The 22,260-nt window shown below is 70.3% G+C and carries 17 protein-coding genes and 4 pseudogenes; 7 read left to right on the forward strand and 14 right to left on the reverse strand.

Translation table 11 applies throughout. The annotated features are described in order from the left end of the window. Positions 1–182 precede the first annotated feature (182 nt). From ACIA73_RS32335 to ACIA73_RS32360, 6 genes are all read right to left on the reverse strand, one after another. The gene (locus tag ACIA73_RS32335; RefSeq protein WP_399442436.1) at positions 183–863 is read right to left on the reverse strand and encodes a LuxR C-terminal-related transcriptional regulator; all 681 of its coding nucleotides are present in this window, start codon (positions 861–863) and stop codon (positions 183–185) included. Between the two features lie 226 nt (positions 864–1,089). Continuing rightward, positions 1,090–2,976, reverse strand: coding sequence for a PQQ-binding-like beta-propeller repeat protein (locus tag ACIA73_RS32340; protein WP_399442437.1), 1,887 nt, complete (start codon positions 2,974–2,976; stop codon positions 1,090–1,092). Positions 2,977–3,152: 176 nt separating this feature from the next. After that, positions 3,153–4,919 carry a PQQ-binding-like beta-propeller repeat protein gene (locus ACIA73_RS32345; RefSeq protein ID WP_399442438.1) on the reverse strand — a complete coding sequence of 589 codons (1,767 nt, stop codon included), beginning with the start codon at positions 4,917–4,919 and terminating at the stop codon, positions 3,153–3,155. 282 nt (positions 4,920–5,201) lie between these two features. Then, positions 5,202–7,016, reverse strand: coding sequence for an ABC-F family ATP-binding cassette domain-containing protein (locus tag ACIA73_RS32350; RefSeq protein WP_399442439.1), 1,815 nt, complete (start codon positions 7,014–7,016; stop codon positions 5,202–5,204). 148 nt (positions 7,017–7,164) lie between these two features. Continuing rightward, a complete protein-coding gene (locus tag ACIA73_RS32355) occupies positions 7,165–7,326 on the reverse strand; it encodes a hypothetical protein (protein ID WP_399442440.1) in 162 nt (53 codons plus the stop codon). 104 nt (positions 7,327–7,430) lie between these two features. Continuing rightward, positions 7,431–8,048, reverse strand: coding sequence for a TetR/AcrR family transcriptional regulator (locus tag ACIA73_RS32360; RefSeq protein WP_399442441.1), 618 nt, complete (start codon positions 8,046–8,048; stop codon positions 7,431–7,433). A gap of 44 nt (positions 8,049–8,092) precedes the next feature. Here ACIA73_RS32360 and ACIA73_RS32365 point away from each other — a divergent pair, with 44 nt between their 5' ends. Then, a complete protein-coding gene (locus ACIA73_RS32365; RefSeq protein WP_399442442.1) occupies positions 8,093–8,593 on the forward strand; it encodes an FBP domain-containing protein in 501 nt (166 codons plus the stop codon). Here ACIA73_RS32365 and ACIA73_RS32370 read toward each other — a convergent pair. The 7 genes and pseudogenes from ACIA73_RS32370 to rsmI all read right to left on the reverse strand — a co-directional run. Continuing rightward, positions 8,590–8,790: pseudogene (locus ACIA73_RS32370) on the reverse strand (hypothetical protein); the annotation flags it as partial. The gene ACIA73_RS32365 and the pseudogene ACIA73_RS32370 overlap by 4 nt on opposite strands. Before the next feature lie 23 nt (positions 8,791–8,813). Continuing rightward, the gene (locus tag ACIA73_RS32375) at positions 8,814–9,752 is read right to left on the reverse strand and encodes a 4-(cytidine 5'-diphospho)-2-C-methyl-D-erythritol kinase (protein WP_399442443.1); all 939 of its coding nucleotides are present in this window, start codon (positions 9,750–9,752) and stop codon (positions 8,814–8,816) included. After that, a complete protein-coding gene (gene rsmA, locus ACIA73_RS32380; RefSeq protein ID WP_399442508.1) occupies positions 9,749–10,564 on the reverse strand; it encodes a 16S rRNA (adenine(1518)-N(6)/adenine(1519)-N(6))-dimethyltransferase RsmA in 816 nt (271 codons plus the stop codon). Before rsmA ends, ACIA73_RS32375 begins: the two co-directional genes overlap by 4 nt. Before the next feature lie 246 nt (positions 10,565–10,810). After that, positions 10,811–12,433, reverse strand: coding sequence for a ubiquitin-like domain-containing protein (locus ACIA73_RS32385; protein WP_399442444.1), 1,623 nt, complete (start codon positions 12,431–12,433; stop codon positions 10,811–10,813). Between the two features lie 222 nt (positions 12,434–12,655). Beyond that, positions 12,656–13,594 (reverse strand): TatD family hydrolase, encoded by a 939-nt coding sequence (locus ACIA73_RS32390; RefSeq protein ID WP_399442446.1) that lies wholly within the window; start codon positions 13,592–13,594, stop codon positions 12,656–12,658. 35 nt (positions 13,595–13,629) lie between these two features. Continuing rightward, the gene (locus ACIA73_RS32395) at positions 13,630–14,109 is read right to left on the reverse strand and encodes a hypothetical protein (protein ID WP_399442447.1); all 480 of its coding nucleotides are present in this window, start codon (positions 14,107–14,109) and stop codon (positions 13,630–13,632) included. 130 nt (positions 14,110–14,239) lie between these two features. Further along, the gene (gene rsmI, locus ACIA73_RS32400) at positions 14,240–15,103 is read right to left on the reverse strand and encodes a 16S rRNA (cytidine(1402)-2'-O)-methyltransferase (protein ID WP_399442509.1); all 864 of its coding nucleotides are present in this window, start codon (positions 15,101–15,103) and stop codon (positions 14,240–14,242) included. Between the two features lie 151 nt (positions 15,104–15,254). On the opposite strand from rsmI, the gene ACIA73_RS32405 reads away from it, so the two are divergent. Beyond that, positions 15,255–17,015 (forward strand): dolichyl-phosphate-mannose--protein mannosyltransferase, encoded by a 1,761-nt coding sequence (locus ACIA73_RS32405; RefSeq protein ID WP_399442448.1) that lies wholly within the window; start codon positions 15,255–15,257, stop codon positions 17,013–17,015. 152 nt (positions 17,016–17,167) lie between these two features. Here ACIA73_RS32405 and ACIA73_RS32410 read toward each other — a convergent pair whose 3' ends face one another. Continuing rightward, positions 17,168–17,533 (reverse strand): hypothetical protein, encoded by a 366-nt coding sequence (locus ACIA73_RS32410; RefSeq protein ID WP_399442449.1) that lies wholly within the window; start codon positions 17,531–17,533, stop codon positions 17,168–17,170. 475 nt (positions 17,534–18,008) lie between these two features. On the opposite strand from ACIA73_RS32410, the pseudogene ACIA73_RS32415 reads away from it, so the two are divergent. The 5 genes and pseudogenes from ACIA73_RS32415 to ACIA73_RS32435 all read left to right on the forward strand — a co-directional run. After that, positions 18,009–18,345: pseudogene (locus tag ACIA73_RS32415) on the forward strand (DUF3631 domain-containing protein); the annotation flags it as partial. 85 nt (positions 18,346–18,430) lie between these two features. Beyond that, positions 18,431–18,884 (forward strand): annotated as a pseudogene (locus ACIA73_RS32420) (site-specific integrase); the annotation flags it as partial. A 92-nt stretch (positions 18,885–18,976) separates the two neighbouring features. Then, positions 18,977–19,588 (forward strand): hypothetical protein, encoded by a 612-nt coding sequence (locus tag ACIA73_RS32425; RefSeq protein WP_399442450.1) that lies wholly within the window; start codon positions 18,977–18,979, stop codon positions 19,586–19,588. 397 nt (positions 19,589–19,985) lie between these two features. Then, positions 19,986–21,623, forward strand: coding sequence for a penicillin-binding transpeptidase domain-containing protein (locus tag ACIA73_RS32430; protein ID WP_399442451.1), 1,638 nt, complete (start codon positions 19,986–19,988; stop codon positions 21,621–21,623). Positions 21,624–21,768: 145 nt separating this feature from the next. Continuing rightward, positions 21,769–22,248, forward strand: a pseudogene (locus ACIA73_RS32435) (YbaK/EbsC family protein); the annotation flags it as partial. Positions 22,249–22,260: the final 12 nt, after the last annotated feature.

The following is a 22,260-nucleotide window of genomic DNA, read 5'->3' on the forward strand; positions in this document are numbered from 1 at the left end:
CACATCCGCCAACAGAATCAAACACAACAAACCACAGGTGCACAGCGGCGTCAATGCCGACGGCCCGCGAAGGGATACGGAAATGGGCGCGCGCATACGCGAGTTGACCCCCGGGGCCGGGCGCGCCGCGTGCGACGCACCGCCTCCCACCCCTGAAGCCACCTACCAGCTGCTGCCTACTGCTACTGCTCCTGCGGAGCGAGCGCCGCCCGGTCGAGCAGGCCGGTGCGGGCGGCGAGGGCCGCCGCCTCCAGTCTGGACCCCACCCCCAGCTTCATCAGCACCCGCTGCACGTGGGTGCGCGCGGTGCTCGGGGCGATGCCCATGCCGGCCGCGATCAGCCGGGTGTCCTCGCCGTCGGCGACCCGCACCAGCACCTCGACCTCGCGCGGGGTCAGCATGTGCAGCAGCCGCTGCCCCTCGTCGTCCGGCTGTGCGGCCGGGTTGAGCAGTTCGGCGAACGCCCCCTGGAGAAGGCCCGGCGCGACCGCCGCCTCCCCCGTCCTGGCCTTCACCATGGCCCGCTCGACACCTTCTATGCGCTCGTCGTGCCGTACGTAACCGGCTGCCCCGGCGGCGAAGGCGGCGGCGATGCCACGCGGGCTCGGCACCGGCCCGAGGACGACGACCGCCACCTGGGGGCGCTCCCGCTTGATCCGCACGATCGGGTCGAAGGTGCCCGGCAGGGCGGGCGTCGCCGTACCGAAGAGGCAGACCTCCGGCGCGCGGCTGACCACGAGTTCGGCCGCGCCCGCGGTGGGTGCGGCGGCGGCGAGCACCCGGTGCCCGCGCAGTTTGAGCGCCGAGGCGAGTGCCTCGGCGAGCAGGCGGTGGTCGTCGACCACCATGAGCCGCACGCCCATCGAAGTACCCCCATATTCCCCCAGGAACAGGCCCCCCGGCCTCCTGCCCCGGCAAGCTACACGCTTGTTCGACGTTGCGCGCCCCTTACTGGCCAGATTCCGCTCGAAGTGGCCAATTCGCCCGGTTCCTGGCGTTGTTGTCGGCGCGACATGGTCGTTGCGCCGACAACCGGAGGGGGGCCGCGACGTGATGTCACGGCCCCCCTCCTTCGCTCTGCCCGCCCGGTTACTGCGCCGGTACGAAGGCCAGAGCCAGGTACTTCTTGGACGAGGACGGGTCCGCGCTGATCAGCGTGGTGCCCATGTAGAGGCGGCCCTTGTGGTAGCGGACCTCGTCCATCTTGATGGTCATGGTCTGCTCGGCATCACGCACCGAACGGTCGGCGGGGTTGTCGAGCAGGAGGGTTTCCTTGCCGGTGCCGCCGTCGATGCTGGCGACCTGGCCACCCTTGTCGTAGGGCGGGAACTTGTAGACGATCAGGTTTCCGCCGTCCATCCGCAGCGGGACCATGTGGTACCGCTCGCCCGCCTTGTAGTTGTCGCCGGTGGGCTTGCCGGTGGCGAGGTCGAAGGTGACGATCTCGTTGGTGCGGCCGGTCTCGGCCTGGCCCTGGTGCTCGGCGGTGGGCAGGTACAGCTTGCCGTTGCCGACCGCGACCTGGGTGCAGCCGCCGACGTCGTCGAGGTCGCAGTCGAACGGGTAGCGCTCGCTGTCCACACCGATGCGGGCACGCAGCTTGCCGGTCTTCTCGTCGACCGAGAAGACGTCGCTGACCTTCGTCTTGTACTCGCCGGCCTCGCCGACGTTGGCGCCGACGACCAGCGGCTTGACGGACAGCACGGAGACGTACTTCGAGTTGTCCGGCATCTTGAACTTGCTGATCGGCTTGCCGTCGGCAGGGTTGAGCGTCTCGATGGAGTACGTCTCGTTGTCGTAGTCACCGCATTCGCGGACCGCGACCAGGCCGCCGGGGCCGCCCGCGTAACCCTTGTCCTTGCACTGGTCGGCGGTGGGCTTCGGGGACCACAGCTCCTTGCCGTCGGCGAGGTTGAACGCGCCGCCGCCCGAGTAGCCCGCCACGGCGACCGTGTTGCCGCTGATGGTGGCCATCGAGAGCCGGACCTTGCGGTCGCCGTCGGGGAAGCTCTTCTGCCAGAGCAGCTTGCCCGAGGCGAGGTCGATCACGCCGGCCTCGGTGCACTGGGCGACCTTCTCGCCCGGGGCCTTGGTGCCCTCGAAGACGATGGCCGCCTTGTTGTCCTGGGTGATCTGTGCGGAGCCGCCGCACGGCGAACCGGAAAGCGGGATCTTCCACTTCTCGGTGCCGTTCTGCGGGTCGTAGCCGACCACGCTGTTGACGGCCGCGCGGGCGTAGATGGTGTCGGTGGCCCAGGAGCCCTTGGTCTTGGTGATCTCCTTCACCGTCGGCAGCGGGACCTGGAAGCCGACCTTGGCGGTGACGTTCGCCGGGGCCTGCTCCTTGCCCGCACCGTCGGGCGCCGGCTTGGCCCCGCCCTCACCCTTGCCTTCGGCTCCCCCGGTGCCACCGGCGGAGCCGCCCGCCACGTCCTTCGGGTCGTCGCTGCTGGTCGCCTTGTAGACGACGCCACCGCCGACGATCAGGACGACGGCGACGACCGCCGCGATGATGATCTTCAGCTGGGTGGTCAGGATGCTGCCGCCGCCGGTGCTGCCGCTCGGGGTGAGGGGCTGCGGAACGGTGGGCGGAGCCGGGGTCTGGGCCGGGTAGCCGTACGGCGGGGGCTGCTGACCGGCCGGGGGCTGCTGGCCCGGGAAGCCGTAACCGGCCGGCGGCGGGGTCTGCGGAGGCTGGCCCGCCGGGGGCGGCGGCGTCGCCGGGGCGCCCTGCGGCTGCTGGCCGGGGGCCTGCGGGTAGCCGTATCCGGGCTGCTGGCCGGGGGGCGGCGGCGTGGGCGCACCGAACCCGGGCTGCTGGGCCGGGGGCGGCGGGGTCGGCGCCCCGAACCCGGGCTGCTGGCCGGGAGGCGGCGGCGTGGGCGCACCGAACCCCGGCGGGGTCTGGGGCTGCTTGGAGAAGGGGCCCGGGGTCTGGGCCCCGTCCTGCGGAGGTTCGTTGGGCGGCTGGGTCATGGAGTTCTACCTCTGGGGGACGTGGTGATCAACTGGGCGGAGTACCAGGGCACTTGATGCCGGAAGCCGGGGGGCCGCTCGGCGCCCGCGCGGCCGTCGCCCCGCCACCCCCGGGAGGGTGGCGGGGCGACGGCGCGTGCGGGTGACGGAGCGAAACGCCATCTGTCGCAGAGGGCCTAGTTGCCGAAGGCCAGCAGGGTCTTCGGCTTCTCGTCGTCCTTGCCGGAGACGCGGTCCGGGGCCAGGAAGAGACGGCCGCCCTCGTAGCGGACCTGCTTGGAGAAGATCGAGCTCTCCAGGCTGGCGACCGACTCCGGGTTCTTCAGCACCGGCGCCGGGCTGCCGCCGGCCGCGGGGATCTTCACGATGCCGCCGGCCTTGTCGTACGTCGGCTCGGTGTACGCGAAGACGCTGCCGCCCTCCGCCTTGACGGGCAGCATGACGCGGCCCTGGAGGGTGGAGACCCACTTGCGCTTGCCGGTGTTGACGTCGTACGCCCGCACCTCGTTGGAGCGGCCGCTGCCGACGCTGCCGGACTTCGCCTCGCCCGCGATGTACAGCGTGGTCGCGTCCGCGGTGACACCGGTGCAGCCCTGGAGGTTGGCCTGCATGATGGCCCAGCCGCACTGCGGGGCGGGCAGTTCGCCGGTCATCTGCCCGGCGGGCTGGCCGTTGGCCTTGAAGAAGGAGACGTTGCCCGCCTTCTTCTCCTTGTTCTCCATGAAGAGGACCAGCGGGTCGACGGAGTAGACGCGCTTGACGCTCCAGCCGGCGGGGACCTTCCAGGTCCACTTGCCCTTGCCCGTCGTCGGGTCGGCCTCGCGGACCTGCTCGGTGGTCTTGTCACCGGTGCCGCAGCTGTCGATCGCGATCAGCTTGGTGCCGTTGGACGCGAAGGAGTCCGCCGCGCACGCGCCGAACTTCTGGTCACCGAAGAGCTTCGAGCCGTCGCTGACCTTGAAGGCGCTGGCGAACGCACCGCGAGCCACGGTGAGCGTGTCCCCCGCGATGGTGAACTCCGGGTCGCCGAAGTCGAAGAGGTTCTCCTGCGGGATCTCCTTCTTCCACCCCACCTTGCCAGTGCCGAGGTCGACCTGCTGCATCTGATTGCACTTGGCCTTCTCGGTGTTGTTGTCCTCCACCGCGATGACGATCTTGTTGCCCGCGCCGACCTGTCGGGGCGCACCGCAGATCTTGTTCGGGAACGGCAGTTCCCACTTCTTCTTGCCGTCCGAGACGCCGTACGCCGTCATGGTCCGGTAGTACGACTGGACGACGGTGTCCCCCACGAACCACAGCGGCAGGACCTCGCCACCGTTCTTCGGCAGGTCGACCGCGTTGGTGTTCGCCCACAGCACCTTGGAGTCGCCCGGCTTGCGGCCCGCGTTGAGGTCCTCGTCGGTGCGCGACTTGCCGTCGCCCGGACCCTTGCCGTCGCCCTCGTCCACGCTCGGACTGCCCTTCGGCGCGGCGGTGTTGGTCGGCCCCGCGACCGGAGTCTCCTCCTTGCCGCCCGAGACCAGGTAGATGGTGCCCGCGATCACGATCAGCGCGGCGACGGCCGCACCGATGATCAGCATCAGCTTCTGCTTCTTCTGCGGGTCGCTGCCACCGGGCCCCGGCATTCCGGGGTACGTCGGCTGGCCCTGCTGCGGGTAGCCGTAACCCGGCTGACCGGGCGGCGGCGTTCCGGGCTGCCCCGGGTAGCCGTAACCGGACGGCGGCGTCGGCTGTGCGTACGGGTTGTCGGCGGCGGGCGGCGGACCCTGCGGGTAGCCGTAACCCGGCTGCCCCGGCGGCGGGGTCGGCGGCATCTGCGGCGGAGTCGGCGGCTGCTGCGGAGCTCCGGAAGGCGGTCCCTGCGGAGCCCCGCCATAGGGGTTCTGCGGGTCCTGCGGAGCGCCGTAGCCCCCCTGCGGCGGCTGGTTGGGCGGCTGAGACATCAGCACTTACCTCTTCACACGGGGGTCCGCCGCCCGGTCGGACTCCCCCGCGATCCCAGTGGGTCAAAACCTCCTGGAATGGAGCGAATCGGGCTTGGATCCCGCAGATCTACGTCAGTCGAGCGGGGCTTCTTTCTATCACTGGAGTCAGCTCGAACAAGGGGCCGGTCCACCCCTGTTCCCAAGGGAGGACCGGCCCGTGATGCGCTCGTTATGAGCTCTCTACGTGTTCTCTACGTCCACAGCAGCACCATTTGCACGGGTACCGTCCGCACCCGCGCCCTACGCGTCCTCGGCCATCTCCAGCCAGCGCATCTCCAACTCGTCGCGCTCGACCACGAGTCGGCGGAGCTGCGCGTCCAGCTCGGCGACCTTGCCGAAGTCGGTGGAGTTCTCGGTGATCTGCGCGTGCAGCTGGGTCTCCCGCTCGGAGAGCTTGGTGAGCTGCCGCTCGATCTTCTGGAGTTCCTTCTTCGCCGCTCGCAGATCGCCCGAAGACTTCTCGGGCTTCACGGACTTCTCCGCCATCGCCGTCACCGGCGCCGCCGCGACGGCCGCCGCGATGACCTGCTGCCTGCGCTCCAGGTACTCGTCGAGCCCGCGCGGCAGGTTCCGCAGCGTGGCGTCGCCGAGCAGCGCGTACACCTTGTCGGTGGTCCGCTCGATGAAGAACCGGTCGTGCGAGATGACGACCATCGAGCCCGGCCAGCCGTCCAGCAGGTCTTCCAGCTGGGTCAGCGTCTCGATGTCGAGGTCGTTGGTCGGTTCGTCGAGGAAGAGCACGTTCGGCTCGTCCATCAGCAGCCGCAGGATCTGCAGCCGCCGCCGCTCACCACCGGACAGGTCCCCCACCGGGGTCCACTGCTTCTCCTTGGTGAACCCGAACTGCTCGCACAGCTGGCCCGCCGTCATCTCCCGGCCCTTGCCGAGGTCGACGCGGTCGCGGACCTTCTGCACGGCCTCCAGCACCCGGAGCTTGGGGTCGAGTTCACCGACCTCCTGGGAGAGGTACGCCAGCTTGACCGTCTTGCCGACCACGATCTTCCCGGCGACGGGCTGGGTCTCGTCCTGCGAACGGGCGGCCTCGGCGAGCGCCTTCAGCAGCGAGGTCTTGCCCGCGCCGTTGACGCCGACCAGGCCGATCCGGTCGCCGGGGCCGAGCTGCCAGGTGACGTGCTTGAGCAGCACCTTGGGCCCGGCCTGGATGGTCACGTCCTCCATGTCGAAGACGGTCTTGCCGAGCCGGGCGTTGGCGAACTTCATCAGCTCGGAGGTGTCGCGCGGCGGCGGTACGTCGGCGATCAGCTCGTTGGCCGCCTCGATGCGGTAACGCGGCTTGGACGTACGGGCCGGAGCACCTCGGCGCAGCCAGGCCAGCTCCTTGCGCATCAGGTTCTGCCGCTTGGACTCCTCGGTGGCGGCGATCCGCTCCCGCTCGGCACGCGCGAAGACGTAGTCGCTGTAGCCGCCCTCGTACTCGTGCACCGCGCCGCGCTGCACGTCCCACATCCGCGTACAGACCTGGTCCAGGAACCAGCGGTCGTGGGTGACGCAGACGAGCGCGGAGCGGCGGGCCCGCAAATGACTGGCGAGCCAGCTGATGCCCTCGACGTCGAGGTGGTTGGTGGGCTCGTCGAGGACGATCAGGTCCTGGTCCGCGATGAGCAGCTTCGCCAGGGCGATACGTCGCCGCTCGCCACCGGACAGCGGGCCGATGACCGTGTCCAGTCCCTGCCCGAACCCCGGCAGGTCCAGCCCGCCGAACAGTCCGGTCAGCACATCGCGGATCTTGGCGCTGCCCGCCCACTCGTGGTCGGCCATGTCGCCGATGACCTCGTGCCGGACGGTGGCGGTGGGGTCCAGCGAGTCGTGCTGGGTAAGCACACCGAGGCGCAGCCCGCCGACGTGCGTGACGCGGCCGGTGTCGGCCTCTTCGAGCTGGGCGAGCATCCGGATGAGGGTGGTCTTGCCGTCGCCGTTGCGGCCCACGACCCCGATCCGGTCCCCTTCCGAGACGCCGAGGGAGACGCCGTCGAGCAGGGCACGTGTGCCGTACACCTTGCTGACTGCCTCGACATTGACCAGGTTGACGGCCATGAGTGGGTGCTCCAGGGGGCGGGGACGGATAGGTCTCCCAGCGTAGTCGGCGCCCGCCGTCGACGTGGACGGCGGGCGCCGGGCCCCTGGCGGGGGGCTTACGGGCAGGACGGGGGCACCCGCGCCCCGTGCTCCCCCGGTCCGCCCGTCAGCCGTGGTCGCCGCGTGCGTGCCGACGACGTACGGCGAAGGCGGTACCGGTGGCGGCCAGCAGCGCCGCACCACCCACCCCGAGCACGAGCCCGCTCGCACCGCCCTGCTCCCCGCCCAGCTCCGCACCGGCCCTGACCGCGCCGGACGGGGTGACCATCGGATTGCTCGGGTTGCCCGGCCACACGGGGCGGTACCGGGAGCGGTGGACTCACCCGTGCCCGCCCCCCCACTCCCGCCCTCACCCTCCGCGGCCCCGCCCCCTCACTCCCGCGGCCACCCCTCCAGCGCCACATGCAGTGCTTCCACGATCCGGGCCCACGACGCTTCCACATCGCGTGCCGCCGTGAACCCCTCACCGGCCTCCAACTGGGCGAACCCGTGGAACGTCGCCCTCAGCAGGCGCACCGCGTCCGTCGCCGCCGGCTCCTGGAGTCCGTACCCCCGCAGCACCGCGTACGTCGTCTCCGCACACCGGCCGGGCCCGGTCGCCCCCGCCGCCACGGCCGCGCCGGCCGGCACCCGCACCTGCGTGGCCGCGTACCGCCCCGGCCGCTCGCGGGCGAAGTCGCGGTAGGCCCCCGCGTAAGCGATCAGCGCATCGCGTCCCGCGCGCCCGGCCACCGCCTCCCCCACCCGGTCCGCGAACTCGCCCGCCGCCAGCAGCGCCACCCGTACCCGAAGGTCCTCAAGACCCCGCACGTGCGAGTACAGACTCGCGTCCTTCACCCCGAAACCGCGGGCCACCGCCGACACCGTCAGCCGCTCGAACCCCACCTCGTCCGCCAGATCCGCCGCCGCCCGCACGACCCGCTCAGCCGTCAGCCCGACCTTCGCCGCCACGCCCCACCACCACCCTCTCCACGCCACCCCTACACCCATTAATCATTTGCCTAGGTTACCTAGGCAGCCGTACCGTCGCACTCATGAAGGAAGCCACCGAAAACGACATCCGGTCGTCGTTCATCAACTGTTCCAAGGGCGAGTCCAAGCGGCTGCCCATGCCGCGCGATCTGGCCGAACGGCCGTGGGGTGACCTGGACTTCATGGGCTGGCGCGACCTCTCGGCCCCCGACCGCAGCTACCTGGTCACCGAGGACCCGGCCACCGGAAAGCTCTTCGGCGTCACCTTCCGTTTCCCGTCCCGCCAGCGCGGCTTCCTGCACCGCAGCATGTGCGCCATCTGCCTGACCACCCACCCCGGCAACGGCGTCTCCCTGATGACCGCCCCCAAGGCGGGCCTGGCCGGCCGTCAGGGCAACTCGGTCGGCATCTACATGTGCACCGACATGGCCTGCTCCCTCTACGTCCGCGGCAAGAAGACCCCGGAGCCGGGCGGCCGCTTCGAGGAGTCCCTCACCCTGGACCAGCAGATCGACCGCACCCGCTCGAACCTGTTCGCCTTCCTGGCGAAGCTGACGGACTAGCCGGCCGACGGACCGGCGGAAGCCGAAGGCCGGGCGCCCACGGACCGGGCGAATCCGGCCAGCACCCGGAAGTCGTCCGCGCGCAGGCCGATGCGCGGATTGACGTGACGGAGCAGCCCGTCCGCCCGGTGGTGGGCGCTCACATACGCCTCGTCCCGCTCGCTCTGCTCGTCGTCCACCCAGGCGAAGGGGCGGCCGGCCGGGGTTGAGGCACAGGCTCTCAGCCCTTGACGACGACCGTCGCGCCGGGCGCCGGCGATACGGCCGGGCGCGCGGCCACGCAGGTCCCCGAGGCGAGCAGGGATTCAGCCACTCGTCCGGCCGCCTCCGCGTCCTTCACCAGGAAGGCCGTGGTCGGGCCCGAGCCGGAGACCAGGGCCGCCAGGGCGCCCGCCTCGGTGCCCGCGGTGAGGGTGGCGGTGAGGGAGGGGCGCAGGGAAAGGGCGGCGGGCTGGAGGTCGTTGGTGAGGGTGGCGGCGAGCGCGGTGGCGTCTCCGGTTCGCAGGGCCGTCCGCAGCGCGTCGGAGGCGGCCGGTTCCGGCACGTCGGTGCCGGAGGCCAGGCGGTCGAACTCGCGGTAGACGGCAGGGGTGGAGAGTCCACCGTCGGCGACCGCGAACACCCAGTGGAACTCGCCGCCCACCTGCCACGGCGTCAGCAGCTCACCCCGGCCGACACCGAGCGCCGCCCCGCCGACCAGACTGAAGGGGACGTCACTGCCCAACTCGGCGCATATGTCGAGGAGTTGGGCATACGGGGTCCGGGTGCCCCAGAGGGTGTCGCAGGCCAGGAGCGCACCGGCCGCGTCCGCGCTGCCGCCCGCCATGCCGCCCGCGACGGGGATGTCCTTGGCGATGTGCAGGTGGACGCCGGGGGCCAGGCCGTGGAGTTCGGCGAGGGCGAGGGCGGCGCGGGCGGCCAGGTTGGTGCGGTCCAGGGGGACTTGGTCCGAGCCCGGGCCGGTGCAGGTGATGCGGAGTTCCGGGGCGGGGGTCGCCGTCACCTCGTCGTACAGGCCGACCGCGAGGAAGACGTTGGCGAGGGGGTGGAAGCCGTCGGGGCGCGGGGCGCCCACCGCCAGCTGCACGTTGACCTTGGCGGGGACGCGGACGGTGACCGGCCCCGGGGCGGCGGCCGCCCCCTGCGACGTATCGCTCACGCCTTGGCCTCCGCGATCCGGGCGAACTCCTCCACCGTCAGCGCCTCGCCGCGCGCCTGCGGCGAGATACCGGCCGCGACCAGGGCCGCCTCGGCCGCCGGGGCCGAACCCGCCCACCCCGCGAGGGCCGCGCGCAGCGTCTTGCGGCGCTGGGCGAAGGCCGCGTCGACGACCGCGAAGACTTCCTGGCGGGTGGCGGTGGTGTCGACCGGCTCGGCACGCCGGACGAGGGAGACGAGTCCGGAGTCGACGTTCGGGGCGGGCCAGAACACGTTCCGCCCGATGGACCCGGCCCGCTTCACCTCGGCGTACCAGTTGGCCTTGACCGAGGGGACGCCGTACACCTTGTTGCCGGGCTTGGCCGCGAGCCGGTCGGCGACCTCCGCCTGGACCATGACCAGGGTGCGCTCGATGGTCGGGAAGTGCTCCAGCATGTGCAGGAGGACGGGAACGGCCACGTTGTACGGGAGGTTGGCGACCAGTGCGGTCGGCTCGGCCGGGAGCTCCTTGACCAGCATGGCGTCCGAGTGGACGAGGGAGAACCGGTCCGCCTTGGCGGGCATCCGGGCCTGGATGGTCGCGGGCAGCGCGGCGGCGAGCACATCGTCGATCTCGACGGCGACGAGACGGTCCGCCGTGTCCAGCAGCGCCAGCGTCAGCGAACCCAGTCCCGGGCCGACCTCCACCACCACGTCGTCCGCCCGCACCTCGGCCGTACGCACGATGCGCCGGACGGTATTGGCGTCGATGACGAAGTTCTGGCCGCGCTGCTTCGTCGGGCGTACGCCCAGCACGGCGGCCAGCTCGCGAATGTCGGCGGGCCCGAGGAGGGAGCCGGTCGCGGAGGCCTGCGAGTGGTCTTCGGACGCAGCGACGGAAGGTTCAGATGTACTCACCCACCAAGCGTAAACGCGCCCCCACCCCAAGACCTCCCGCCTCCCACCCTCGTCAGCCCCCTTGGGCGGCGGGGCCGCCCCCCTGAGGCGGATCGAGCGGGCAAGGGGGCGGCCCCACGGAGTCGCACCCCACCCACCCCGGCCCCGTACCTCCCACCCCCCTTACAGGTGCCGCCCACAGTGCGGCCAAGGACTGGCCCCCCTCTGCACATACAACTTCTTCGCCCGAAACGTCTGCTCCTCCGCCGGAGCCTCATGCGCCGCCCCCGACCCACCCAACGACTGCCACGTCTGCCGGTCGAACTGATACAGCCCCCCGTACGTCCCCGACGAGTCCGTGATCGAGGCCCGCCCCCCGGACTCACACTTCGCCAGCGAGTCCCAGTCCAGCCCGTCCGCCCCCCGCACCGCCGTCGGCATCGCCTTCGTCCCCACCCTGACCACCTGGTTCACCGGCTCCCGAGCCACCTCCTCGGAGAACTTCTTCGGCCGCTGCTTCACCCCGTTGACGGTCCGCAGGACATACGTGACCCGCCGGGTGCCCTTGACCCCCGGCCGCACCACCTCCTCCGTGCCCTTGAAGAGGGACGCGTCGTCCCTGCGCACCACCTCGAAGTCGATCGGCTCCTCGCGGACCTCACGGGTGCCGGTGATCCGCATGATGGTCACCGTCTGCCCGTCGCGCGGGAAGCTGCTCAGCGGGACGGAGGTGGTGTCCTGGTTGCCGAGGGTGATGCCGGACTCCTCGACCGCCTCCTCGACGGTGGCCGCGTTGGTGCGGATGGTGCGCTCGCGGCCGTCGGCCATCAGGGTCAGGGTGCGTTCGGTACGTACGTCCAGGGAGAGCCCCGTACGCGAGATCGGCGAGGACCGGGACGCCGAGAGGTACGCCCCCTCCGCCCGCACCCCGAGCTGACGCAGCGCACCGTCGACGGTCTGCGCGGTCGTCCACACCTTGCGCCGCTCCCCGTCGATGTTGAGCGTGACGGGACGCCCGTACCGGACCACCACCTCGTCCCCGCTGGCCAGCGTCTGGCCGCGCCCCGGGGCCACCAGGTCGTGCTCACCGATGGACACGCCCTCCTTCTCCAGGAGTTCGGTGACGTCGTCGGCGAAGGTGTGCAGGGTGCGGGGGGCGCCGTCGACGCTCAGCTCGATCGATTTGTCGTTGGCGATGAAGGCGGACGTGCCACCGGCCAGGAAGGCCACCACCAACGCCTGGGGGACCAGCTTCCGCAGGGTGTCCGGCTTTTCGGCCCCGGCGGGACCGCCCCCCGGGGCCACCGGCGCCCCCTTGCGACGGCGCGCCGCACGCCGGCCGTCGGCCCGGCCGCCCGCTCCCTCCGGAACGGGGACAGGGCTCTGCCGGGGCAGCAGGGAGTCCGGCCCGTGGGCCTGGCCCCGGCCCGCACCCGACGCGCAGAGGTCCGGCTCCCCCGCCGGCCCCGGCACCACCGGCGAGTCCTGCGCGGCGCCGTACCCGTGGACCACCTCGTACGACCCGTACGCGTCCTGCGTGCCGTAACCCTCGGGACCCGCGTGCTCCCCGTGGCTCGCATGCCCGCCGTGCCCCCCAGCCCCCTCGTACGACGGCTGATACGTGTCGTACTCCACCGACCCCACCGGAGCCGAGTACTCCGCCTCGTACCCGGCCCCGCCGTACGGCTCGTGCCCCGCCCCGTACGACTCGCTCCCGTACGACTCGCTCCCGTACGGCGGATCGACGTACGACGACCCGCCGTACTGCTCCCCGTAGGACAGCGCACCACCTTGCGTATTGCTCACGTCGCTCCCGGTCCGCACGACCGGCACCCCGGATGATCCGGGACGCCCTAGCTGCGGGCCGGGACACTAGCCGAGCAATCGTCACTCTCCAAAGCGGCACAACTACGCAGGGTTGCGCGACGAACCCCCGTACGAGTGGCATACGTGCTGAAATGCGAGCCAGTACGGATCAATCACCCACCGAGGGCCCGGCGCACGGCCCGTGCGCGCCCCTCGGGCGGCTCAATATCCGAACGCACGCGCCGTATTCACCGAGATGGCGGTCGCCATGGCGTCCTCGTCGACACCCTTCACCTCAGCCATCGCCCGGACCGTGATCGGAATCAGATACGGAGCGTTGGGCCGTCCGCGGTACGGAGCGGGAGTCAGGAAGGGGGCGTCCGTCTCGACCAGGACCAGTTCCAGCGGGGCCACGGCGAGGGCGTCGCGCAGGGGTTGGGCGTTCTTGAAGGTGACCGTGCCGGCGAAGGACATGAAGTAACCCTTGGACACGCACACTTCGGCCATCTCCGCGTCACCGGAGTAGCAGTGGAAGACGGTCCGCTCGGGCGCGCCCTCCTCCTCCAGCACGCGCAGCACATCGGCGTGCGCGTCACGGTCGTGGATGACCAGGGCCTTGCCGTGCCGCTTGGCGATCTCGATGTGGGCGCGGAAGGAACGCTCCTGCGCGGCCTTGCCCTCCGGCCCCGTACGGAAGTAGTCGAGGCCCGTCTCGCCCACGCCCCGTACCTGGTCCAGACCCGCGAGCCGGTCGATCTCGGCGAGCGCGTCGTCGAGCGCCGCGTCCCCGCCGCCCGGCCGGGCACCCTGCCGGGACCAGCCGTCGGGGTCGCCGAGGACGATGCGGGGGGCCTCATTGGGGTGCAGCGCGACGGCCGCGTGGATGTTCGCGTACGACGCCGCCGTCTCCGCCGCCCAACGGGAGCCCTTCACGTCGCAACCCACCTGCACCAGGGTGTCCACCCCGACCGAGGCGGCCGCGGCGACGGCCTCCTCGACGGTGGCGCCCTGCATGTCCAGGTGGGTGTGCGAATCGGCGACCGCGACACGGAGCGGCGGGGGCGGCGGCGGCGCGGTCTCCTTGGCGCGGTCGCTCTTGCTGCTGCGATCGCTCTCGCTGGTGCTGCGTTCGCTCTTGCCTGTGCTGGTGCGGTCGCTCATGCGGTCGATCCTACGAAAGCCGCCCGGCCCCCTACTTACTTGCGCTCGCCCCGGTGGAACGGGTGCAGGAGATCGGAGAGGTGCCAGTGGTGCGGCTCCCGCTGCTCGGGGACGTCCGCGACCTCCGTGCCGCCCGCCGCGACCGGTCCGGCCGCGGGGGCCGCAGCCGCCTTGCGGCGCTGGAGTTCCTGGATGGACGACACCTGGCCGGAGCGCATGATCCGTACGACGGTGCTGCCGCAGTTCAGGCAGGAGGGCCGGGACAGCGGGGAGGGGACCCGCTCACCGTTCGCCCGGTACACGACGAAGGGGTGGCCGGAGCCGTCCGTGTGGTGCTCTATCTCGTACGCCTGCTCCCAGCCGTGGCCGCACTTCATACAGGCGAAGGCGTACGCCTCCTGCACGGTCCCCGCCAGGGGCCCCGATGTCTGCGTCCCCACCACTGCCTGTGCGGTGGCCTGTGCGGTGCCCTGTGCGGTGACGCTGCCGGCTGCGCTTTCGGCGATCTCGCTCATGCCAGCTCCTTTCCACTCACCATCCAGTGGACGCCCATTCGGGCCGAAGCGCGACAGACCTGTCGAAACGTAAGGAGCATTTGACGCCGACCTGGGAAATCAGGCACGAATCAGGCATTTACTTTGCTTTTCAAGACACTCCTTTACTCTCACCTGCCCCTGCCCGAGCCGCATTCTTTGCCGCCACGACCGCATCGAACACCTCTCGCTTGGGCAGCCCCGCGTCGAGGGCGACGGCGGCGATCGCCTCCTTGCGACGCTCCCCCGCCTCCTCGCGCACCTGCACCCTGCGCACCAGCTCATCGGCGTCCAGCTCGGCGGGCCCGGCCTCCGGCGCCCCCTCGACGACCACGGTGATCTCCCCGCGCACGCCCTCCGCCGCCCACTCGGCGAGCTCCTTCAGCGGGCCGCGCCTCACTTCCTCGTACGTCTTGGTCAGCTCCCGGCACACCGCCGCCCGCCGCCCCTCGCCGAACACCTCGGCCATCGCCGCGAGGGTGTCGTCGAGCCGGTGCGGCGCCTCGAAATAGACCAGCGTCCGCCGCTCGTCGGCGACCTCCCGCAGCTTCGCCAGCCGCTCGCCCGCCTTGCGCGGCAGGAATCCCTCGAAGCAGAACCGGTCCACCGGCAGCCCCGACATCGCCAGCGCGGTAAGCACCGCGGACGGCCCAGGCACCGCGGTGACCCTGATGTCCTTCTCCACGGCAGCCGCCACCAGCCGGTACCCGGGGTCCGACACCGAAGGCATCCCGGCGTCCGTCACCAGAAGCACCCGAGACCCGCCTTCCAGGGCCTCCACCAGCTCCGGCGTCCGGGCGGTCTCGTTGCCCTCGAAGTAGGAGACGACACGCCCCGTCGTGTAGACCCCCATCGCCTGGGTGAGCCGGCGCAGCCGTCGGGTGTCCTCGGCGGCGATCACATCGGCGCGCTCCAGCTCCTTCGCCAGCCTCGGCGGTGCGTCGGACACGTCCCCGATGGGCGTTCCGGCGAGCACGAGGGTCCCGGCGCCGGAGGAGGCGTCGGGCGCGGGCGCGGACGCCGGGGCGGACTCGGGGGCGGGCGCGGGTTCAGTCGATCCAGTCACACTGCCCATCCTCCCAGGGTGGACGGGCGACGCGCACAGCCTCGTTACCTACGATGGCGCGGTGACGAGTACCGCGCCCCACGCCCCACACGGGCAGGCCACCCACGAGGAGCCGCCCTCCTGGCAGCGGCGGCTGCGCCGCTTCGGCCATGTGCCGCGCCGCCAGGCCGACCTGCGGGACCGGCTCGTACCTCCGTACGTACGTCCCCCCGGCCCTCACCTGTGGTCGATGCTCCACATCTCCCCGGCCCTCGCCGACCGGCTGATGCGGATCGCTCCCTGGGGCGGTCCGCTGCTGGTCACACTGGTCGCCGCCCTGCTGCGGTTCTGGCAGCTGGGCAGCCCCAAGGCGGTGATATTCGACGAGACGTACTACGCGAAGGACGCGTGGGCGCTGGTCAACCAGGGGTACGAGGGCAGTTGGCCCAAGGACATCGACAAGCGGCTGCTGGCCAACCCGGACCTGGTGTCGGTCCCCACCGACCCCGGCTATGTGGTCCACCCGCCGGCCGGGAAGTGGCTGATCGGATGGGGCGAGCAGCTCTTCGGGTTCACCCCGTTCGGCTGGCGGGTGGCCGTCGCGGTACTCGGCGTACTCTCCATCCTCATCCTGTGCCGGATCGGCCGGCGCCTCTTCCGCTCCACCTTCCTGGGCTGCCTGGCCGGTCTCCTGCTGGCCGTTGACGGCCTGCACTTCGTCATGAGCCGCACCGCGCTGCTCGACCAGGTCCTGATGTTCTTCGTTCTCGCGGCCTTCGGCTGTCTGCTTGTCGACCGCGACCACTCACGTCGCCGGCTCGCCGACGCGCTGCCCGTCGACGCCGACGGCGTACTGCGCCCCGACGCCCGCCTCGCCGAGACCCTCCGCCTGGGCCTGCGCCCCTGGCGGCTGGCCGCCGGGCTCTGCCTGGGCCTGGCCTTCGCCACCAAGTGGAGCGGCCTCTACACCCTGGTCGTCTTCTGCCTGCTGACCGTCGTCTGGGACGTCGCCGCCCGCCGCACGGCCAGCGCCAGGCACCCGTACAAGGCGGTCCTCAAACGCGACGTCCTCCCCGCCTTCGTCTCCACCGTCCCCGTCGCGCTGCTCACCTACCTGGCCTCCTGGACCGGCTGGCTGGTCACCGACAAGGGGTACTTCCGCGACTGGGCGAAGGGCCGCGAGGGCCTCTCCCCCGACCGCGTCCTGGGCATCCCGCTCCCGCAGTTCGACATGAGCTGGGTCCCGGAGTGGCTGCGCAGCCTCTGGCACTACGAGAGCGAGGTCTACTCCTTCCACATCCAGCTGACCTCGGGCCACACCTACGAGTCCAACCCCTGGTCCTGGATCGTGCTGGGCCGCCCGGTCTCGTACTTCTACGAGTCCCCCGGGCCCGGCACCGACGGCTGCCCCGTCACCGAGACCGAGAAGTGCGCCCGCGAGGTACTCGCGCTCGGCACTCCGATGCTCTGGTGGGCGGCGGCCTTCGCGCTCCTCTACGTCCTCTACCGCTGGTTCTTCCGCCGCGACTGGCGCGCGGGCGCCATCCTGGCGGGCGTGGTGGCCGGCTGGCTCCCCTGGTTCCTCTACCAGGAACGCACCATCTTCTTCTTCTACGCCGTCGTCTTCGTCCCCTTCCTCTGCCTGGCCGTCGTCATGATGATCGGCGCCATCCTCGGCCCGCCGGGCTCCGACGAACGCCGCCGCGCGGTCGGCGCGATCGGCGCGGGCGTCCTGGTGCTCCTGATCATCTGGAACTTCATCTACTTCTGGCCGATCTACACGGGCACCACGATGCCGATCGGGGAATGGCGCCACCGGATGTGGCTGGACACCTGGATCTAGCTGGATGAACACCCGTGAGGGGCGCGGCTCAGGCCGCGCCCCTCACGGGTGTTGTTGGTCGTTGTCGCGGTGGTCTTGGGCCACCTTCGGACGGCCCACAGACGGCCCCCGCTCCTCGTGGAGATACCGAATGCAACCCTCGTGGAAGGATCTCAAGCGTCGTCTCGGATGAGGTCGACGAGGGCTTGCTCCGACCAGTGACCAGCCGCGCCGGGGCTGGCGGCGACGTACGCGGCGATTGCACCCACGCCCCATGTGCCGCTCGACAGTAGGCCCGACGCCAGGAAGCGAACGTATTCAGGTGACGGCGGAACACTGGGTACTTCGTGCATGCGCCAAGGCGCTGTGAAGGTCAGCACGGGCACATCGTCGACCTGCCCGGCACACACAAGCGTTTCGTACCGCCCCTCGCCCAATGCCGCGCGCCCCTGCGTCAGGACGTCTGTCAGGTCGAGATCCGTACCGGGCTCTCGATACATTTCCTGGGCCGCGATGTCGGCGAACTGCTGGACGGTCACAAGGTGCGCCCTAGCGAGTACTCGCCCCTGGGCGTACGGGTCGTAAAAGGCCCTGCCCCCGCCCCACACCGGGGACTCCGTGGCGAAGTACAGACTCCCTGAGAGTTCGACCGGGATGGACCGAGTCGGCATCTCTCGATCACGGCACCCCGGGTACGACCTGGACGCTCCCGGGGGCTGGCCGCCCTGAATGTAGGCGGCCAGCCGGTCCAGGTGCATGTTCGAGCCGTAGGACGTGTACCAGACCCGCGCAGGATGCTGGTTGCGGGGAAGCTCTGGGTCGATGCTCCGAGGGGACTTCACTCTTGCTTGCTCCTGTAGGGCGTGTTCACTCTGCCGAAACGTCGTACCTGATGACATGACGGTCTCCCGGGAGAATCGTGATCATTACGCGTAGCGGCCGATCGTCTTCGTCGTAGCCCGTACGCATGTGCGCGGCCACGGGAGTGCCAAGAGAGACAGTTTTTCGATCTCTGTCACCGACCTGCGGGACCAGGTGTTCAGCGGCATCGACCGGCTTCCCACAGTCGCCGTTCTCGACCGGCTGTGCAGCCTGGACGAGTCGCCATGGGCTGACATGGCAGGCCGCCCGCTGGACTCCCGGGGAGTGGCCAAGATGCTCCGGGAGTACATGACCGCCGACAACACCCCCGTCGCGGCCCGGAACATCAAGACCGGCGCGGGGAGCGTGATGAAGGGCTACTACGCCAAAGACCTTCACGGCGCGTGGCAACGGTACTGCCCTCCCCCTCCTGCCTGAGAGTCCGCTACTTCCGCTACCTCGGCTACCGGGCAGCTCAGAGGCCCTCTGAGAGGTAGCGGCAAGCACCCCGGTAGCGGCAAACGTCCGCTACCGCTACCTCTTGCCGCTACCTCGATCATGCCCTGACCAGCGACGTCTTCGCCCTACCGAAGGGCGGCAAGGTGCGCGACGTACCGCTCCCCGAGGAGGTCGCCGGCGCGCTCCGTGCGCACCCGGAGCGCTTCCCGCCCGTCAGGGTCACCTTTGCCTTGGCGTACGCCCGGCGGGCCGCCGGTTACGAAGTCGCTCATCTTCGCCGGGAGCGGCGGCGACTTCGTACGGGTGAGCCACTTCAACAGTTGGCAGCGGAAACCCGCTCTTGCGGCCGTGGGCATCATTCCGGAGCCCAAGGGGGGTTGAGCGGTACGCGGCGGCGAGAACATCCGAGCCCTGAGCCAGTACTTGGGGCACTCGGACCCGGGCTTCACGCTCCGGACGTACACGCACCTGATGCCGAGCAGCGAGGGCCGCACTCGGAAAGCTGTAGACAGCTTGTACCGGGTGTCTTTGTCGACCACGAGTGCACCGGTGAAACAGCCGTCAGGTTGAGCGCGAATAGGGAATGGCTGGAAACCTGTCAAGGCAAAAAGCCAGTTGCCAAACCCCTTCAGCTCGAAGTCGGCGGGGAGGAGGATGACGCAATGGACCAGGAGTTCGTAGGGCTAGTCGCTGGCATGTCTGGACTCATTGGGGCCGTGGTGGGAGGGCTTGCCACGGCCTACGGTGCACGCATCGGAGCACAAAAGACCATCGAGGCCACTCACATCCAGGCCGAGCGCCAATCCACCGATCAGCAGAGGCGCTGGATACTCGATCAGCGCAGCCAGGTGTGCAGTGACGTCCTAGCATCACACGCGTCATTCCGAACAACGGCTATCAACTGGGTAGCAACGCTGCGTGGAGGTAATCCGTTGGCTGAAGAGGAATACCTCCGTTTCCAGGGCCAGTTTGTCGAACTCGTGGAAGTCTCAGCACGCGCTGACCTTTGGGGGCCCCAGTACCTGGTCGACAACAGCAGAGCGCTGCTCAAGGCAGCCGGGGCGGAGTTCAGCGCGCTCGTCGAGTGGTCTGCAGCGACTCGTGAGGGACGAGCGAGTGACATCACAGCCGTGACTCAGCAGTACGGGGCCGCTAGGGACGCCATCCAAGCGGCCAGGTCCGCCTTTATCGAAACGGCCGGCCGTGCCCTACAGATCTCCAACGACAGCCCGATGACGGCCCGGGAGACCCTGCAAGGCCCAGCGAATCGCTGAGCAGGCAGGTCCGCGCCCTAGAGCTCCTGCATGGAACAACTTCATCTACTTCTGGCCGATCTGCACGGGCACCACGATGCCGATCGGGGGATGGCGCCACCGGATGTGGCTGGACACCTGGATCTGAGCCCCGCGGAGGGGCCCCGGAAGGGGCGGGCAACCGCACCGCAGACAACCTCGGCCCCGCCCCTTTTGCCTCCTCCACCAGCACCGACCCGCACACCACCCGACAGCCGAACCCCACAAAATCCACCTCCCTTCCCCACTCCGGCCGCCCCAGCCCCACGTACCAGTCGCATAACGCCACACCACCCCCACCACTCCCTCCCCGTAGAGTCACTCCCCGATAACCCACCGGAACCGACTCCGGGGGGACTCCTGGGGAGGGGACTGCGACATGCGCAGTGGAGCCAAGGTCGCCGCAGTGAGCGGCGCATTCGTCCTGTTCGCCGGCGGCGTGACCTACGGCGGCTACCAACTCCTCTCCGGCGAAGGCGCGATCAGCAGCCAGAACGGCAAGGGCCCCGGCACCCAAGCCGCCCCCGTCCGCACCGGCCCGCCCACCAAGGACGAGATCACCACCACCGCCAACAACTTCCTCACCGCCTGGGCCAAGTCCGACACGGAGGCCGCCGCCCAGCTCACCAACGACGCGGCCACCGCCACCACCGTCCTCGCCACCTACTTCGAGGAAGCCCACATCTCGGGCCTGAAGATCACCCCTGGCACCGCCACCGGCACCAAGGTCCCCTTCACCCTCACCGGCAAGGTGAGCGCCGACGGCGTGGAGAAGCCCCTCTCCTACGCCTCGTCCCTCACCGTCGTCCGCGGAAAGACGACCGGCCAGCCTCGCGTCGACTGGTCCCCGTCCGTCGTCCACCCGGACCTGAAAAAGGGCGAGACCCTCAAGACGGGCACCGCGAGCACCCCGCCGATCAAGGCGGTGGACCGCAACGGCAAGGAGCTGACGGAGGAGAAGTACCCCTCCCTCGGCCCGGTCCTCAACACGCTCCGCGACAAGTACGGCGAGAAGTCCAACGGCAAGCCCGGCGTCGAGCTCTTCATCGAGTCCGAGGACCCGAACACTCCCGCCCGCACTCTCCTCACCCTCAGCAAGGGCGTCCCCGGCAAGCTGCAGACCACCATCGACGCGGGCGTCCAGGCGGCCGCCGAGACGGCGGTGGCGCGGTACAAGGGCGGATCCGTCGTCGCCCTCAACCGCGAGAACGGTGCCATCCGCGCCCTCGCCAACAACCCGGCCAAGGGCTTCAACACGGCGGTCAGCGGCACCAGGCCCCCGGGCTCCACCCTCAAGATCCTCACCGCCGCCATGCTCATGGAGAAGGGCATCGTCACCCCGGACAAGACCGTCGAGTGCCCGCCCGACGTCACGTACTACGGCACCAAGGTCGACAACCTGAACCACAAGGGCTACGGCAACATCCCCTTCTCCAGGGCCTTCGCCGTCTCCTGCAACAGCGCCTTCATCAAGCAGATCACCAAGGTCGACGACGACGGCGCACTCCCCGCCTTCGCCGCCTCCCACTTCGGCATCGGCGCGGACTGGAAGACCGGGATCACCACCTTCGACGGCAACATCCCGGCCGGCGAGCGGGGCGAGGCCGCCTACCAGTACATCGGCCAGGGCCAGACCCAGTTCAACCCGCTGAACATCGCCTCGATCACCGCGACCGCCACCACCGGCACCTTCCACCAGCCCTACATCGTCGCCAAGGACCTCGACGACCGGGCCTTCGCCCAGGCGCCGTCCTCACTCTCCGCGGCCACCGTTTCCGGCATCCGCTCGATGATGCGGCTCACCGCCACCAGCGGCACGGCGGCCGAGGCCATGAGTTCGGTCGGCGGCAACAAGGGTGCGAAGACGGGCTCGTCCGAGGTCGCCGACCAGAAGACGTCCGACAGCTGGTTCACCGGATACGCCGACGGACTGGCCGCGGCGGCGTACGTCCCGGCAGCGGGCCACGGCGGCGACGCGGCCGGTCCCATCGTGGCGAGGGTCCTCAACGCCCGTTGACGGAGCACTGGTTACCAGCCATTCATCCCCCTAATCCACCCCAAATCCCCCTCTTATCCCCCTCCGATCACGCTTGAGTCATCCCCTGACTCAAGCTCCGATACGGACTCGCGTGGCCCGTACGCCGACCAGTAGCGTGCGGGCCATGAGCACTTCCGAGCCTTCAGAAGTCCATCCGCTGTTCGCGGCGGCCCTCCGCGAAGCCGGCCTCACCGTGGAAACCCGCCGTTTCCCCGACGGCGCGCGCACGGCGGCCCAGGCCGCCGAGGCGATCGGCTGCACTCCCGGCGAGATCGTCAAGTCACTGATCTTCGCGGCGGACGGGGTGCCGGTACTGGTCCTGATGGACGGCTCCTCCCGGGTCGATCCGGAGCTGGTACGGGCCGAGTTGGGCGCCCAGCGGGTCACCCGCGCGGATGCCGTTCTTGTACGGCGTACAACGGGTTACGCGATCGGCGGAGTACCCCCCTTCGGCCATGTCACCCGCACCCGCGTCCTCGCCGACCGCGGCCTCCTCGCCCACCCGGTCGTCTGGGCGGCCGCCGGCGACCCGCACACGGTGTTCCCCATGGCCCCCGACCAGCTCATCACCCACGCGGGTGCCACCCTCACCGACGTACGCGAGGCAGGCACCCCC

Origin of the sequence: Streptomyces sp. NPDC051561 (assembly GCF_044454195.1) — a bacterium.
Classification (GTDB): Bacteria; Actinomycetota; Actinomycetes; order Streptomycetales; family Streptomycetaceae; genus Streptomyces.